13 protein-coding genes are annotated in these 15,556 nt (G+C 72.3%); 12 read left to right on the plus strand and 1 reads right to left on the minus strand.

Going from position 1 to position 15,556, the window contains the following annotated elements:
* Positions 1-17: 17 nt before the first annotated feature.
* Positions 18-359, minus strand: coding sequence for a DUF427 domain-containing protein (locus IG88_RS0113005; RefSeq protein ID WP_031039284.1), 342 nt, complete (start codon positions 357-359; stop codon positions 18-20).
* Positions 360-449: 90 nt separating this feature from the next.
* Between IG88_RS0113005 and IG88_RS0113010 the strand changes: the two genes are divergently transcribed.
* The 12 genes from IG88_RS0113010 (at position 450) to IG88_RS0113065 (ending at position 15,366) form a co-directional block, all read left to right on the plus strand.
* Positions 450-989, plus strand: a complete 540-nt coding sequence (locus tag IG88_RS0113010) for a TIGR00730 family Rossman fold protein (protein WP_031039286.1) — start codon at positions 450-452, stop codon at positions 987-989.
* Positions 990-1,016: 27 nt separating this feature from the next.
* Positions 1,017-1,706, plus strand: a complete 690-nt coding sequence (locus IG88_RS0113015; protein ID WP_031039289.1) for an SDR family oxidoreductase — start codon at positions 1,017-1,019, stop codon at positions 1,704-1,706.
* A gap of 64 nt (positions 1,707-1,770) precedes the next feature.
* Positions 1,771-2,766, plus strand: coding sequence for a methionine synthase (locus IG88_RS0113020; RefSeq protein WP_031039291.1), 996 nt, complete (start codon positions 1,771-1,773; stop codon positions 2,764-2,766).
* Positions 2,767-2,780: 14 nt separating this feature from the next.
* Entirely contained in the window at positions 2,781-4,988 is a 2,208-nt protein-coding gene (gene ligA, locus IG88_RS0113025) for an NAD-dependent DNA ligase LigA (RefSeq protein WP_031039294.1), read from the plus strand.
* 256 nt (positions 4,989-5,244) lie between these two features.
* Positions 5,245-7,473 (plus strand): putative bifunctional diguanylate cyclase/phosphodiesterase, encoded by a 2,229-nt coding sequence (locus tag IG88_RS0113030; protein WP_031039297.1) that lies wholly within the window; start codon positions 5,245-5,247, stop codon positions 7,471-7,473.
* 377 nt (positions 7,474-7,850) lie between these two features.
* Entirely contained in the window at positions 7,851-8,345 is a 495-nt protein-coding gene (locus IG88_RS0113035) for a cupin domain-containing protein (RefSeq protein ID WP_031039300.1), read from the plus strand.
* Positions 8,346-8,486: 141 nt separating this feature from the next.
* Positions 8,487-8,783 (plus strand): Asp-tRNA(Asn)/Glu-tRNA(Gln) amidotransferase subunit GatC, encoded by a 297-nt coding sequence (gene gatC / locus IG88_RS0113040; RefSeq protein ID WP_003973500.1) that lies wholly within the window; start codon positions 8,487-8,489, stop codon positions 8,781-8,783.
* Between the two features lie 3 nt (positions 8,784-8,786).
* The gene (gene gatA, locus IG88_RS0113045) at positions 8,787-10,280 is read left to right on the plus strand and encodes an Asp-tRNA(Asn)/Glu-tRNA(Gln) amidotransferase subunit GatA (RefSeq protein WP_031039303.1); all 1,494 of its coding nucleotides are present in this window, start codon (positions 8,787-8,789) and stop codon (positions 10,278-10,280) included.
* Positions 10,277-10,516, plus strand: a complete 240-nt coding sequence (locus tag IG88_RS0113050) for a hypothetical protein (protein WP_031039305.1) — start codon at positions 10,277-10,279, stop codon at positions 10,514-10,516. The genes gatA and IG88_RS0113050 overlap by 4 nt, the downstream gene beginning before the upstream one ends.
* Before the next feature lie 15 nt (positions 10,517-10,531).
* Positions 10,532-12,046 carry an Asp-tRNA(Asn)/Glu-tRNA(Gln) amidotransferase subunit GatB gene (gene gatB, locus IG88_RS0113055; RefSeq protein WP_031039307.1) on the plus strand — a complete coding sequence of 505 codons (1,515 nt, stop codon included), beginning with the start codon at positions 10,532-10,534 and terminating at the stop codon, positions 12,044-12,046.
* A gap of 238 nt (positions 12,047-12,284) precedes the next feature.
* On the plus strand, positions 12,285-14,531 hold the full coding sequence (locus IG88_RS0113060; protein ID WP_031039309.1) for an MMPL family transporter: 2,247 nt from the start codon (positions 12,285-12,287) through the stop codon (positions 14,529-14,531).
* A 181-nt stretch (positions 14,532-14,712) separates the two neighbouring features.
* Positions 14,713-15,366, plus strand: a complete 654-nt coding sequence (locus IG88_RS0113065; protein ID WP_031039311.1) for a hypothetical protein — start codon at positions 14,713-14,715, stop codon at positions 15,364-15,366.
* Positions 15,367-15,556: the final 190 nt, after the last annotated feature.

Raw genomic sequence — 15,556 nt, forward strand, 5'->3', positions numbered from 1 at the left:
GGCACTCGGTTCATCGGTCAGGACACCTCGACTTCGTAGAAGCAGAAGTGGTCCTTGATCTCCGCGACCTCCGGCTTCGGGTCCGGGTACGCCCACACCACGTCCGCCGCGCCGGGCAGCGACCAGTAGGACGCGTCGCCCTTGAAGGGGCAGTGGGTGTGCGTGCCGGAGGGGGTCAGCAGGTCGACGCGTACGTCCGACGGCGGGATGTAGTACCGGTCGGGACAGCCCGTCTCGTGCAGGACGAGCGCCGCGTCGCTCTCCGCCAGGACCTGCCCGTCGTGCACCACGCGCACGTGCCGGCCGCTCGGCTCGACGGTGATGCGGTGCCCTGTGAGCTTCCCGAGTCCCTCGGTCATGATCGTTCTCCTCCGTGGCAGTGTCCTTCGTCACTACAGCGTGCCCGGGCGACGGCTTCTTCCCACCGCGCGGGAACGTACCGTTGAGCCATGAACATCTGCGTCTTCCTCTCCGCCGCCGACCTCGACGAGCGCTACACCCGGCCCGCCAAGGAGTTCGGCGGGCTGCTCGGCAAGGGCGGCCACACCCTCGTCTGGGGCGGCTCGGACACCGGCCTGATGAAGGTCGTCGCCGACGGCGTGCAGGAGGCCGGCGGGCGGCTGCTCGGGGTCTCGGTGGACTTCCTGGCGGCCAAGGCGCGCGAGGGCGCCGACGAGATGGTGATCGCCAAGGACCTGGCCGAGCGCAAGCGGCTGCTGCTGGAGAAGGCCGACGCCGTGGTCATCATGGTGGGCGGCACCGGCACCCTCGACGAGGCCACCGAGATCCTGGAGCTGAAGAAGCACGGACACACCGACAAGCCGGTCGTCCTGCTCAACACCGCGGGCTTCTACGACGGCCTCAGGGAGCAGTTCCGGCGCATGGAGGACGAGGGCTTCCTGCCCCGCCCCCTCACCGAGCTGGTCTTCTTCGCCGAGGAGCCGGTCGGCGCGCTCGCCTACCTGGAGGAGAGCCGGGGCATCGAGTAGGACATCGGTGGTGCGAGCATGGCGGGCATGGCTACACATGTGATCACCGGAGCGGGCTCCGGCATCGGCGCGGCCGTCGCCCGCCGCCTGCACGCACGCGGCGACGAGATCGTGCTCCACGCGCGCGACGCGGGCCGCGCCAAGGAACTGGCCGCCGCGCTCCCCGGCGCGCAGACCCTGGTCGGCGACCTCTCCGAACCGGGCAAGCTGTCCTGGGCGCTCTCGCACCAGTCGCTGCCCGACCGGGTGGACTCGCTGCTGCACATCGCCGGGGTCGTCGACCTCGGCGATGTGGGCGACCTCACCCCCAAGACCTGGATCAACCAGCTCAACGTCAACCTGGTCGCCCCCGCCGAGCTGACCCGCCTCCTGCTGCCCCAGCTCCGCGTCGCCCAGGGCCAGGTGATCTTCGTCAACTCCGGTTCCGGTCTCAACGCCCACGCCGGCTGGGCCGCGTACGGCGCCTCCAAGCACGGGCTGAAGGCGCTGGCCGACGCCCTGCGCCAGGAGGAGCACGGCAACGGCGTCCGCGTCACCTCCGTCTACCCCGGCCGCACCGCCAGCCCCATGCAGGCCAAGGTCCACCAGCAGGAGGGCAAGGAGTACGACCCCGCGCGGTGGATCGACCCGGAGTCCGTCGCCACGACGATCCTGATGGCCCTCGACCTCCCCAGGGACGCGGAGGTCAACGACCTGACGGTGCGCCCGGGACGCTGAACGCCCTCCCGCGAGCGGCGGCGGGGGCGGAAACAGCCCCGCGACCCCTGCGTACGCTTCTCCCGTGAACGACGACTTCGCCCCCGCCACCGGCATCGGCAGCCTCCCAGGCCACGACGCCCGAGAGGCCGCCAAGACCGCCACCGGCACCTTCGAGGACTTCCCCTTCCTCCCCGAACTGCCCGCCCGCGGCCCCGGCGCCGACATGATCGGCCGCACCGCCGGGATGCTCGTCGAGCTGTACGCGCGCGTGGAGCCCAGCGGCTGGCGGCTCGGCGACCGTCCGGGCCGGGACACCAAACGGGCCCGGGCCTGGCTCGGCGAGGACCTCGACGCCCTGGAGGAGTTCACCCAGGGCTACGAGGGCCCGCTCAAGGTCCAGGCGGTCGGCCCGTGGACTCTCGCCGCCGCCCTCGAACTGCGGGGCGGCGAGGCGGTCCTCTCCGACCCCGGCGCCTGCCGCGACCTCGCCGCGTCGCTCGCCGAGGGCCTGCGCCTGCACCTGGCGGAGATCCGGCGCCGCGTCCCCGGCGCGCGCCCGGTCCTCCAGCTCGACGAACCCTCCCTCACCGCCGTCCTGCGCGGACAGGTCCGCACCGCCAGCGGCTACCGCACCCACCGCGCCGTCGACCGCCAGACCGTGGAGGCGACCCTCCGCGAAGTGGCCGGCGTCCACGAGGGCGGCCCCGTCGTGGTCCACTCCTGCGCGCCGGACGTGCCGTTCGCCCTGCTGCGCCGGGCGGGCGTCGCGGGTGTCTCCTTCGACTTCTCGCTCCTCACCGACCGTGACGACGACGCGATCGGCGAGGCCGTCGAGGGCGGCACCCGGCTGTTCGCCGGTGTCGTGCCGGGCACGGACACCGCATTGTCAGACCCTGCCGGTAGCGTCATGGGTGTCAGAGCGCTGTGGCGCAGGCTGGGGCTGCGTCCCGAGCTGCTCGCGGAGGCGGTCACCGTCACTCCCGCGTGCGGACTCGCGGGCGCCTCCCCGGAGTACGCCCGGCGCGCGCTCGCCCACTGCGTCCGGGCGGCAGGATCCCTCGCGGACAACCCAGAGTAACGGGAGGACATACGGTGGCCGGCGACAAGCAGGGCGACAAGCAGGCGGAGACGACGAGCGTGCCCGCCGAGGCGCGGGAGCGGCACATGCGGCTCGCCGAGCAGATCGAGGAGCACCGCTTCCGGTACTACGTGAACGACGCCCCCGTCGTCAGCGACGCGGAGTTCGACCGGCTGCTGCGCACCCTGGAGGAGCTGGAGGAGCGGTACCCGGAGCTGCGCACGCCCGAGTCCCCGACCCAGAAGGTCGCCGGTTCCTACGAGACCGAGTTCACGGCCGTGCAGCACCCCACGCGGATGCTCTCCCTGGACAACACCTTCAACGACGACGAGCTGGCCGCCTGGTTCGACCGCATCGCCCGCGAGCTGGGCGAGCAGGAGTACCACTTCCTGTGCGAGCTGAAGGTCGACGGACTCGCCGTCAACCTCACCTACGAGCGCGGCCGCCTGGTGCGCGCCGCCACCCGGGGCGACGGCCGCACCGGCGAGGACATCACGCCCAACGTCCGCACCATCGCCGAGATCCCCGACCGACTGGCGGGCGAGAAGGTCCCCGACCTCGTGGAGATCCGCGGCGAGGTCTACTTCCCGATGGACAAGTTCCAGGAACTCAACGCCCGGCTGAACGAGGCGGGGGACAAGCCCTTCGCCAACGCGCGCAACGCGGCGGCCGGTTCGCTGCGCCAGAAGGACCCGCGCGTCACCGCCTCCCGCCCGCTGCACATGGTGGTCCACGGCATCGGCGTCCTGGAGGGGTACGCCGGCCTGACCCGCCTCTCCCAGGCGTACGACCTGCTGAGCGCCTGGGGCCTGCCCACCTCCCCGCACAACAGGGTGGTCGACGGCCTGGACGGCGTACGGGAGTTCATCGCGCACTACGGCGAGAACCGCCACTCCGTCGCGCACGAGATCGACGGCGTCGTCGTCAAGCTCGACGAGATCCGCCTCCAGGGCCGGCTCGGCTCCACGGCCCGCGCGCCCCGCTGGGCGATCGCCTACAAGTACGCGCCGGAGGAGGTCAACACCAAGCTCGTCGACATCAAGGTGGGCGTCGGCCGCACCGGCCGCGTCACGCCGTACGCGCAGGTCGAGCCGGTGACCGTGGCTGGCAGCGAGGTGGAGTTCGCCACGCTGCACAACCAGGAGGTCGTCAAGGCCAAGGGCGTGCTCATCGGCGACACCGTGGTGCTGCGCAAGGCCGGTGACGTCATCCCCGAGATCCTCGGGCCGGTCGCCGACCTCAGGGACGGCAGCGAGCGGGCCTTCGTGATGCCGGCCGAGTGCCCCGAGTGCGGTACGCCGCTGCGGGCCATGAAGGAGGGCGACATCGACCTCCGCTGCCCCAACGCCCGGGCCTGTCCCGCCCAGTTGAGAGAGCGGGTCGCCTACCTCGCCGGCCGGGAGTGCCTGGACATCGAGCACTTCGGCGGCGTCGTGGCGGCCGCGCTGACCGGGCCGCTGGAGCCGTCCGAGCCGCCGCTGGTGGACGAGGGCGACCTCTTCGACCTCACCCTCGAAAAGCTGCTGCCCATCAAGGCGTACGTCCTCGACCCCGACAGCGGGCTGCCCAAGCGCGACCCCGAGACCGGCGAGGAGAAGATCGCCACGGTCTTCGCCAACAAGGCGGGCGAGCCGAAGAAGAACACCCTCGCGCTGCTCCAGCACATCGAGGAGGCCAAGACCCGCCCGCTGGCCCGCTTCCTCAACGGCCTCTCCATCCGGTACGTGGGACCGGTCGCCGCGCAGGCCCTCGCCCGCGAGTTCCGCTCCGTCGAGCGCATCGAGCAGGCCACCGAGGAGGAACTGGCGAGCACGGACGGAGTGGGCGGCACCATCGCCGCCGCCGTCAAGGAGTGGTTCGCCGTGGACTGGCACCGCGAGATCGTCCGCAAGTGGAAGGCGGCCGGGGTTCCGCTGGAGGACCGGTCGACGGGGGAGGACGAGGGACCGCGCCCGCTCGAGGGCCTCACCGTCGTCGTCACCGGCACCCTGGAGAAGTTCACCCGGGACGCGGCCAAGGAAGCCCTCCAGAACAGGGGCGCCAAGGTGACCGGATCCGTGTCCAAGAAGACGTCGTTCGTCGTGGTCGGTGACAACCCTGGTTCGAAATACGACAAGGCGATGCAACTGAAGGTTCCGGTTCTGAACGAGGACGGTTTCGCCGTGCTCCTCGAACAGGGGGCCGAAGCGGCGGAGGGTGTCGCGCTTTCGGCTGAGGAATAGCGGTTGAAGGCCACCCGATCGGCGCATATCAGATGCATACGGGTGGCCGGGTGGCATTCGGGCAACCGTCGACGACCGGTGCCCCTGGACGCCTTGCGCGGCCTACTGTTGAGGGGTGCGCCCGCCGTGCCCAGCCGCGGTCGGGGCACCCCCTGCCCCGAGCGACAGGGGAACGGGTCTCCCACGCGGAGCCGTTGAAGGTGGTCGAGGCGGGGACCGCGTGGCGTGGGCACCGCCGGCTGTGAGAGGGACGGGAATGGAACCGACCGAGAGCGCCGCCGCGGGCTCACGGCTGCGCCTGCGTCACATGGCGGGCGCGCGGCACGTGGGCCGGTGGCTCGGGCAACGCGAGGGCGGCGTCCCGCATCCCGTGACGGGCCCCCGCGTGCCGCAGGCGACCGGCCACACCACCGGACACCTCCACGTCCCGGCCGACCCGGACGCCGAACGGCACCTGTCCTGGCCCGCGTTGCCCGCGGCGGTCGTCGCCACCGCCGCCTTCGTGCTGGGCGCCGGCTTCTACCGGGCGTTCAGCGACGGCCACGCCCTCTTCCCGTCCGGCACCGTCGGCTGGTCCCTGGCCGTGCTGGCCGGCATCGTCGTCGGACACCTCGTCATGCTCGGCCGCGCCCGCTGGTGGGGCGGCACCGGCTCGGGCGCCGCCCTCACCCTCGCCGTCCTGCTGCTGTACGGCTGGATCCCGGCCGGCATGGTCAGCCTCACCGTCGTCGTCCTGGTCGGCATAGCCCGCCGGGGCCGCTGGCGGCAGGGCGTCCTGCACGGCGCGGTGGACCTCCTCGGCATCGCCGCGGGCGCCCTGCTCCTCCGCCTCTGCGGCTCCGTACCCTCCGTCGAGCGTCCCTGGGACCCCGGCACCTGGGGGGTGTCCGCGGCGCCCAAGGTGGTGCTCGTCGCCGTCGCCTACCTCGCCGTCACCCGCGCCCTGCTGTGGTACCTGCAGACCCCGCGCCCCGGCCTGCCCACCGTCGCCCGCACCGCCCTGGTCAGACAGGGCCTGGTCGCCGTCGCCCTGCTCGGCATCGCCCCGCTGGTCTGCGTCGTCGCCCTCGCCAAGCCGCTGCTGCTGCCGCTGTTCGCCATCCCGCTCATCGCCCTCGACTCCACGCTGTGGATCGCCCGCGCCCGCGCCGAGGAGCAGTTGCGCGACCCGCTCACCGGTCTGCCCAACCGGCAGTGGCTGCTGGAGCGCACCTGGAGCGCGCTGGACGACGCCGAGCGCATCGGCGCCCGCGCCGCCCTGGTGCTGATCGACCTCGACCGTTTCCGGTCGGTCAACGACACGCTCGGCCACCTCGCCGGTGACCGGCTCCTGCTGCAGACCGCCGACCGGCTGCGGCAGGCCCTGCCGCGCGGGGCGGAGGCCGCGCGGCTCGGCGGCGACGAGTTCGCCGTGTTACTGCCCGTCGCCGACTCCACCACGTCGGCGACCCGGATCGCCCGCGGCCTCGTCGGCGCCCTCGGCTCCCCGATGGACCTGGACGGGCTCACCCTGGTCCTGGAGGCCAGCGCCGGCGTCGCCGTCTTCCCCGACCACGCGCTGGACGCCGAAGGGCTGCTGCGGCGCGCCGACGTGGCGATGTACCAGGCGAAGCGGGACCGCACCGGAGTCGAGGTCTACGAGTCCAAGCGGGACTCCAACACGCCGGACCGGCTCGGCCTCCTCGGCGACCTGCGCCGGGCGCTGGACGCCCACGAGGTCGAGCTGCACTACCAGCCCAAGGTGCGCTTCGACGGGCAGGTCGCCGGCCTGGAGGCGCTGGTGCGCTGGGTGCACCCCGAGCGCGGCAGGGTGCCGCCGGACGAGTTCATAGCCATCGCCGAGTCCTCCGGGCTGATGCCCCACCTCACCGAGTACGTCCTGGAGACGGCGCTCGGCCAGGTCGCCCACTGGCGCTCCCAGGGCCTGTTCGTGCCGGTCGCGGTCAACGTCTCCCCGCGCGACGTGCACACCCCCGGCTTCGCGGGCTCGGTGGCCGCCCGGCTGGCCCGGCACGGCGTTCCCGCGGGAGCGCTCCAACTCGAGATCACCGAGCACGTCCTCCTGGAGGACCCGCAGCGCGCGGCCGACACCCTCAACGCGCTGACCGGCCACGGCGTCAAGATGTCCCTGGACGACTTCGGCACCGGTTACTCCTCCCTCGTCCACCTGCGCAGGCTCCCCGTCAGCGAGCTGAAGATCGACCGCTCCTTCGTGGCCCGGCTGGCCGTCGACACCGAGGACGCCGAGATCGTGCGCTGCACCGTCGACCTCGCCCACTCCCTCGGCCTGCTCGTCGTCGCCGAGGGCGTGGAGGACGACGAGACCTGGGAGCGCCTGCGCGACCTGGGCTGCGACGCCGTGCAGGGCTGGCTCGTGGCGGCGGCGATGCCCCCGGAGGAGACCACGGCCTGGCTGCTCGCCCGCGGGTCCAGGGGCTGGGTACGGGCCGCCGCCGCCCTGCCGGCGGCAGCGAGCGACGAGTGACCTGACCCCCGTCGGCGCCGGCCCGCCGTCCCGCTGCCGGCCGGGAGCGGGCCGGGGCCCGCGTCGTGGCGGTCGGCCCGCCCGGTCCCGCGGCGCGAGGCGCCCGACCAGCAGCGCCGGCCGGCCCTCGTGGGCCCCGGGGGGCGGCCGGACGCTGCGCGTCGGCGTCACCAGCCCGTGCAGGCCCGCCCAGAAGGTCTCCGTGAGCAGGGGCCGGGTCGTCGTCCTCGTCAGCGCCGGGCTGCTCTTCGCCGTCTGACCACGCCCCTCCGGCACGCCGTCTGACCACGCCCGTCCGGCACACCGGCCCGGCGGGCCCGTCCGCCGCCGTCGTCCGAGTACGCTCAACCGTCGTTCCGTCGCAGGGGGTAGAAAAGATGTCGCTGTTCGTTCCGAAGTTCGACGAGTCCGTGGTCGTCCGCGAGGCCGAGGCCGAGGTCGTCGGCCGCGCGCCGACCACCGTGCGCCTGCTGGCCGACAGCAGCTCCACCGGCGGCGCCCTGTCCACCCAGCGCGTCACCCTCACCGCGGGTGCCGACGGCGCCGCACCGCACTGGCACGACAACTCCGCCGAGATGTTCTTCCTCCTCGACGGCGCCGCCGACGTCCTCTCCGGCGACGAGGTCGTCACCGCCGGACCCGGCGACCTGATCGTCGTCCCGCCCGGCAAGCCGCACGCCTTCGCCGCCGTGCCGGGGGCCGACGCCGACCTGCTCATCGTCCTCACGCCGGGCGTCGAACGCTTCGAGTACTTCCGCCACCTGCAACGCATCGCCCTCGGCGAGGCCACCCGGGAGAGCCTGCTGGAGGTCCAGGAGCTGTACGACAACCACTTCCTGAGCAGCGCCGCCTGGGACGCGCGACGCCGGTGAGCCGCTCCGGGGAAACCGTTTAACGGCCACGGCGCCCGGCCCCATAGGATTGGGCCAAACCGATTGGGCCGATTCGACGGGGACAAGCGACTTGTCCCGGCCGACGTGCCCCGACCACACACTCACCCAGAGGAACGCTGCATGCCTGGCATCACGCGCGAGGAGGTCGCCCACCTCGCCCGGCTGGCGCGTCTGGAGCTGAAGCCCGAAGAGCTCGAGCACTTCGCGGGACAGCTTGACGACATCATCGGCGCGGTCGCCCGCGTCAGCGAGGTCGCCGACCAAGACGTACCGCCGACCTCGCACCCGCTCCCGCTGACGAACGTCATGCGGCCGGACGAGGTCCGTCCGTCGCTCACGCCCGAGCAGGCGCTCTCCGGCGCCCCGGCCCAGGAGCAGCAGCGTTTCAAGGTGCCGCAGATCCTGGGGGAGGAGTAGGCCATGAGCGACATCATCAAGCTCACCGCGGCCGAGATCGCCGCGAAGATCGCCTCCGGGGAGCTGACCGCCGTCCAGGTCACCGAGGCCCACCTGGCCCGCATCGAGGCCGTCGACGAGAAGGTGCACGCCTTCCTGCACGTCGACCGCGAGGGCGCGCTGGCCCAGGCCCGTGCCGTCGACGAGAAGCGCGAGCGCGGCGAGAAGCTCGGCCCGCTGGCCGGCGTCCCCCTCGCGCTCAAGGACATCTTCACCACCGAGGGCATCCCCACGACCGTCGGCTCGAAGATCCTGGAGGGCTGGATCCCGCCGTACGACGCGACGGTCACCAAGCGCCTCAAGGACGCCGACGTCGTCATCCTCGGCAAGACCAACATGGACGAGTTCGCCATGGGGTCCTCCACCGAGAACAGCGCCTACGGCCCGACCGGCAACCCCTGGGACCTCACCAAGATCCCCGGCGGCTCCGGCGGCGGCTCCTCCGCGGCCCTCGCCGCCTTCCAGGCCCCGCTCGCCATCGGCACCGACACCGGCGGCTCCATCCGCCAGCCCGCGGCCGTCACCGGCACGGTCGGCGTCAAGCCGACGTACGGCGGCGTCTCCCGCTACGGCATGGTGGCCTTCTCCTCCTCCCTCGACCAGGGCGGCCCCTGCGCCCGCACGGTCCTGGACGCGGCCCTGCTGCACGAGGTCATCGCCGGGCACGACCCGATGGACTCCACCTCCATCGACGCCCCGGTCCCCGCGGTCGTCGAGGCCGCCCGCAACGGCAGCGTGGACGGCATGCGCGTCGGCGTCGTCAAGCAGTTCCGCGGTGAGGGCTACCAGGCCGGTGTCGTGCAGCGCTTCGACGAGTCCGTCGAGCTGCTGAAGTCGCTGGGCGCCGAGATCGTCGAGCTGGACTGCCCGTCCTTCGACCTCGCGCTCTCCGCGTACTACCTGATCGCGCCGTCCGAGTGCTCCTCCAACCTCGCCCGCTTCGACGGCCTGCGCTACGGCGCGCGCGTCGGCGACGACGGCACGCACTCCGCCGAGGAGGTCACCTCCCTGACCCGCGAGGCCGGCTTCGGCCCCGAGGTCAAGCGCCGCATCATGCTCGGCACGTACGCCCTGTCGAGCGGGTACTACGACGCGTACTACGGCAGCGCCCAGAAGGTGCGCACCCTCATCAAGCAGGAGTTCGAGCGGGCCTTCGAGCAGGTCGACGTGATCGTCTCCCCGACGACCCCGACCACCGCCTTCGCGATCGGCGAGCGCGCCGACGACCCGATGGCGATGTACCTCGCCGACCTGTGCACCATCCCCACCAACCTGGCGGGCAACGCGGCCATGTCGCTGCCCTGCGGCCTCGCCCCCGAGGACAACCTGCCGGTGGGTCTGCAGATCATCGCCCCGGCCATGAAGGACGACCGGCTCTACAAGGTCGGCGCCGCCGTCGAGGCCGCCTTCGTGGAAAAGTGGGGCCACCCGCTGATCGAGGAGGCACCGTCGCTGTGAGCGCACTGTCCAAGGCCAAGGGCTTCAAGAAGTCCAAGTCCGGTCTGTACGTCTCGATGGCCACCTCGGCGTTCGGCGCCGTGGGTGTCTACAAGCAGATCAAGAAGGCGCGTGGCGAGAGTGACACGCTGCGGCTGCTCGACGCCGTCATCACCGGCGCCGCCGTCGTCACCAACCTCGCCATCCTCTACCGCGAGCTGAAGCGCCTCGGCGACGACGACGTCCTGCTGGGCTGAGAGGGAAGTTTCACCGTGACCACCACGACCGACCTGGTGTCGTACGAGGACGCACTCGCGTCGTACGACCCCGTCATGGGCCTCGAGGTCCATGTCGAACTCGGCACCCACACCAAGATGTTCTGCGGCTGTTCGACCGCGCTCGGTGCCGACCCCAACACCCAGACCTGCCCCGTCTGCCTCGGCATGCCCGGCGCGCTCCCGGTCGTCAACGCGACCGGCGTCGAGTCGGCGATCAAGATCGGTCTCGCGCTGAACTGCGAGATCGCCGAGTGGTGCCGCTTCGCCCGGAAGAACTACTTCTATCCGGACATGCCGAAGAACTTCCAGACCTCCCAGTACGACGAGCCGATCGCCTTCGACGGCTACCTCGACGTGCAACTGGAGGACGGGGAGACCTTCCGCGTCCAGATCGAGCGCGCCCACATGGAGGAGGACACCGGCAAGTCGCTGCACGTCGGCGGCGCGACCGGCCGCATCCACGGCGCCTCGCACTCCCTCCTCGACTACAACCGCGCCGGCATCCCGCTCATCGAGATCGTCACCAAGCCGATCGAGGGAGCGGGCGAGCGCGCCCCCGAGGTCGCCCGCGCCTACGTCCGCGAGCTGCGCGAGGTCATCCGCGCCCTCGGCGTGTCCGAGGCCCGCATGGAGATGGGCCAGATGCGCTGCGACGTGAACCTGTCGCTGCGCCCCCACGGCACCGAGAAGTTCGGCACCCGCAGCGAGACCAAGAACGTCAACTCGCTGCGCTCCGTCGAGCGCGCCGCCCGCTTCGAGATCCAGCGCCACGCCGCGGTGCTGAGCGGCGGCGGCACGATCATCCAGGAGACCCGGCACTTCCACGAGGACACGGGGTCCACCACCTCGGGCCGCGTCAAGGAGGAGGCCGAGGACTACCGGTACTTCCCGGAGCCCGACCTGGTGCCCGTCGCCCCGGCCCGCGAGTGGGTCGAGGAACTGCGCACCGGCCTGCCCGAACTGCCGCTGGTGCGCCGCAACCGGCTCCGCGAGGAGTGGGGCGTCTCCGCCACCGACATGCAGTCCATCCTCAACGCCGGAGCCCTGGACCCGATCGTCGCCACGATCGACGCCGGAGCCGACGCGGCCTCCGCCCGCAAGTGGTGGATGGGCGAGCTGGCCCGCAGCGCCAACGAGTCGGGCAAGGCGCTCGACGAGCTGGCGATCACGCCGGTCCAGGTGGCCCGCGTAGCCGAGCTGGTGACGAAGGGCGAGCTGAACGACAAGCTGGCCCGCCAGGTCATCCTGGGCGTCCTCGCCGGCGAGGGCACGCCGGACGAGGTCGTCGACAAGCGCGGTCTCAAGGTCGTCTCCGACGAGGGCGCGCTGACCGCCGCCGTCGACGAGGCCATCGCCGGCAACCCCGGCATCGCGGACAAGATCCGCGGCGGCAAGGTGGCCGCGGCCGGCGCCCTGGTCGGTGCGGTGATGAAGGCGACCCGGGGCCAGGCGGACGCCGCCCGCGTCAAGGAACTGATCCTGGAGAAGCTGGGCGTCACCGAAGGCTGACGCCCCGTACGCCACGGGCCCTGGGGGGACGCGCCGACACGGCGGGTTCCCCCAGGGCCCTTTTGTGAAGAAGGCCACTAAATCCGCAAAGGATCACGTCTGCCTGCAAGAGTGATTCCGCATTGCTCATGCGTTCTTTGCGGACCGTTCACACCATGGGCGTCCGTTCCCGGTGTTCCCGGCCTTCCGGGTGTTCCCGGTCAAAGATCGACAATCAGACACCCCTGGGAGCACGTTCGTGGCAGCCCTCGCACGCTGGTGTGTACAGCATCGCCTCGCAGCCGTCCTGCTCTGGCTGCTCGCCTTCGGCGGTGTGGCCACGGCCGCCACGGTCGCCGGCTCCGCGTACTCCAACGACTACGGCATCCCGGACACCGGCTCCGACCGCGCCTACCGGCTGCTCGAGTCCCGCTTCCCCGACCTCGGCGGCGACAGCGACACCATCGTCTGGCACACCACGTCCGGCACCGTCCGCGCCGCCGACGTCGAGCAGACCATGACCCGCACCCTGGACCGCATCGCGGACCTGCCCGGCGTGGCCTCGGTGAGCAACCCGTACCAGGACCCCGACTCGCCCCTGATCAGCGAGAACGCGGACACCGCGTACGCCTCCGTCACCTTCGAGGACGCCTCCCAGGACATCGACCCGGCGCAGGCACGGGCCGTGGTCGACACGGCCGAGGCGGCCCGCACCGACGGACTCCAGGTCGAACTCGGCGGCAGCGCCATAGCGCTCACCGAGACCGGCGGCAGTCACCTCGCCGAGGCCGTCGGCGTGGCCGTGGCCGCGGTCGTCCTCTTCCTCGCCTTCGGCTCCGTCGCCGCGGCCCTGCTGCCCATCGCCACCGCGCTGGTCTCCGTCGGCACCGCCTACGCCGGCATCACCCTGCTCGGCCACGCCATGACCGTCGCCGACTTCGCGCCCATGCTGGGCACGCTCATCGGGCTCGGCGTGGGTATCGACTACGCGCTGTTCATCGTCACCAGACACCGGCGCGGACTGAAGCGGGGCCTGTCCGTGGCCGACGCCGCCGCCGAGGCCGTGGCGACCACCGGACGCGCCGTCGTCTTCGCGGGTGCGACCGTGTGCATCGCCCTGCTGGGCATGCTGATCCTCCGGCTGAGCTTCCTCAACGGCGTCGCGGTCGCCGCCTCGCTGACCGTGATCCTCACCGTCGCCGCCTCCGTGACGCTGCTGCCCGCCCTGCTGTCGTACATCGGCCCGCGCGCCCTGAGCCGTCGCGAGCGGCGCCGGCTCGCCGAGCACGGACCCGAGCCCGAGGTGCCGACCGGGTTCGCCGCCCGCTGGTCGGCCTTCGTCGAGCGCCACCCGAAGCTGCTCGGCGCACTCGCCCTCGTCGTCATCACCGTGATCGCCCTGCCCACCCTCGGCCTGCGCCTGGGCACCTCCGACCAGGGCAACGACCCCAAGGGCACCACCACCCGCCAGGCCTACGACCTGCTCGCCGACGGCTTCGGCCCCGGCGTCAACGGCCCGCTCACCCTGGTCACCGAGGTCCACGGCGCCGAGGACCGCCTCGCGCTCGACAACCTCGACGCCACCCTGCGCACCACCGAGGGCGTCTCCTCGGTGACCCCGGTGCTGTACAACACCGGCGGCGACGCCGCCCACCTCACCGTCGTGCCCGAGTCCGCCCCCCAGTCCCAGCAGACCAGCGACCTGGTCGACCGGCTGCGCTCCGAGGTGCTGCCGCGTGCCGAGACCGGGACCGCCCTCGACGTGCACGTGGGCGGCGTGACGGCCGGTTACGACGACTTCGCCGACGTCATCGTCGGCAAGCTGCCGCTCTTCGTCGGCGTCGTCATCGGCCTGGGCTGCCTGCTGCTCCTGCTGGCCTTCCGGTCCGTCGGCATCCCGCTCAAGGCCGCCGCCATGAACGTCGCCGCCGTGGCCGCCGCCTTCGGCGTGGTCGTGGCGATCTTCCAGTGGGGCTGGGGGAGCGAACTGCTCGGCCTCGGCAGCGCGGGGCCGATCGAACCCTTCCTCCCCGTGATCATGGTCTCGGTGCTCTTCGGGCTCTCCATGGACTACCAGGTCTTCCTCGTCAGCCGGATGTACGAGGAGTGGCTGGAGACCGGCGACAACCGCCGCGCCGTCCGGGTCGGCCTCGCCGAGACCGGCCGCGTGATCAACTCCGCCGCCGTCATCATGATCTCGGTCTTCCTCGCCTTCGTCCTCAGCGGCGACCGGGTGATCGCCATGTTCGGCATCGCGCTCGCCGCCGCCGTCGCCCTGGACGCCTTCGTGCTGCGCACCCTCCTGGTGCCGGCCCTGATGCACCTGCTGGGCCGCGCCAACTGGTGGCTGCCGCGCCGCCTGGACGCGCTCCTGCCGCGCATCAGCATCGAGCCGCCCGAGTGCCGGGCCGCCCACGAGAGGCTGGCCGCGGCGACGGACGCCGAGGTGGCGGACGTCCTCGCGGAGGAGGAACGGCAGCGGGACGTGCGCGACGTCACCGGGTGACCGGCGACGCGCGGTCGCGCGCCCACCCCGGGTGCCGGCGCCGCGCGGCCACTGGGCATGATGCGTGAGGGCGTGTGGCGCGGGAGCCTCCCTGCCGGGGCACGCGGCCGGCGGCACGCGCGCGTGCCGCCCACAGGGATCATTAAGGGACCTCTCAGACAGCGTCCGTACGGTGCGAGGCATGGGAACGAAGACAGTGGACGAGACCGGCGTGAAGACCGACGAGCACAAGACGGACGAGGCGACCGGGACCGCCGGGTCCACCGACCTCACCAAGACCGCCCAGACCCCTGAGGCCGGTGAGACCTCGGAGGCGGCCGAGACCGCTGAGGACTCCGGGACCTCCGAGGCTTCCGAGACCGGCACGCCCGAGGTTGCCGGGGCTGCGGAGGGCGAGGACACCGACGCCGCCGAGGACGCCGACGGCACCGGGGCCGGGCCCACCGGCGTCGGCCAGGGCGCGGGCGCCGTCGTCTCCGCCGGTCTCGGCATCGTCTCCCTGACCGGTAGCTGGGTCGGCACCGTGGCCTCCGCGCGCGAGTCGCTCATGGGCCAGCTCCAGACCTCCTCGTCGTCGAACGTCGGCACGCTGATCGAGAAGGGCTACGGCAACGCCTGGCAGGCCACCGCGCTGTGGGGCGGCCTCTTCGCCCTGGTCGCGCTGATCGTCGGCGTCGTCGTCCTGGCCCGCCCCGCGTTCGGGGCGCCCGGCCGCCCGCAGGCCCCGTGGATCAAGTCGGTCGCCTGGGCGGGCGTCGCCCTCGGCGTCATCGGCCTGCTCCTGGCCGTCCTGAAGTACACGGACGTGCTGCTGGGACTGCCCTCCGCCGGCTGACCGGCCACTTCTGAGGGGTCTTAGGGACCGTGCGCCCCGCGCGGCGCACGCCTAAGGCCCCTCACGCACGTCTGAGGCCCCGCCCGGCGCCGAAGATGCGGAACGTGCCCGATGCGGCCCGCCCCCCTGGGAGACGAAGGTTGAGGCATCGCCGGCGAGCGAAGCCGAAACCGAAGAGGAACCGAGGGAC

This window comes from Streptomyces sp. NRRL F-5650 (assembly GCF_000721365.1).
GTDB classification, from domain to species: Bacteria; Actinomycetota; Actinomycetes; order Streptomycetales; family Streptomycetaceae; genus Streptomyces; species Streptomyces ardesiacus.

Excerpts from the sequence above, each read along its gene's own strand:
- IG88_RS0113005 (WP_031039284.1), bottom strand. The coding sequence starts at position 359 with ATGACCGAGGGACTCGGGAAGCTCACAGGGCACCGCATCACCGTCGAG.
- IG88_RS0113015 (WP_031039289.1), top strand. The coding sequence starts at position 1,017 with ATGGCTACACATGTGATCACCGGAGCGGGCTCCGGCATCGGCGCGGCC.
- IG88_RS0113030 (WP_031039297.1), top strand. The coding sequence starts at position 5,245 with ATGGAACCGACCGAGAGCGCCGCCGCGGGCTCACGGCTGCGCCTGCGT.
- gatC (WP_003973500.1), top strand. The coding sequence starts at position 8,487 with ATGCCTGGCATCACGCGCGAGGAGGTCGCCCACCTCGCCCGGCTGGCG.
- IG88_RS0113010 (WP_031039286.1), top strand. The coding sequence starts at position 450 with ATGAACATCTGCGTCTTCCTCTCCGCCGCCGACCTCGACGAGCGCTAC.
- IG88_RS0113035 (WP_031039300.1), top strand. The coding sequence starts at position 7,851 with ATGTCGCTGTTCGTTCCGAAGTTCGACGAGTCCGTGGTCGTCCGCGAG.
- gatA (WP_031039303.1), top strand. The coding sequence starts at position 8,787 with ATGAGCGACATCATCAAGCTCACCGCGGCCGAGATCGCCGCGAAGATC.
- IG88_RS0113065 (WP_031039311.1), top strand. The coding sequence starts at position 14,713 with ATGGGAACGAAGACAGTGGACGAGACCGGCGTGAAGACCGACGAGCAC.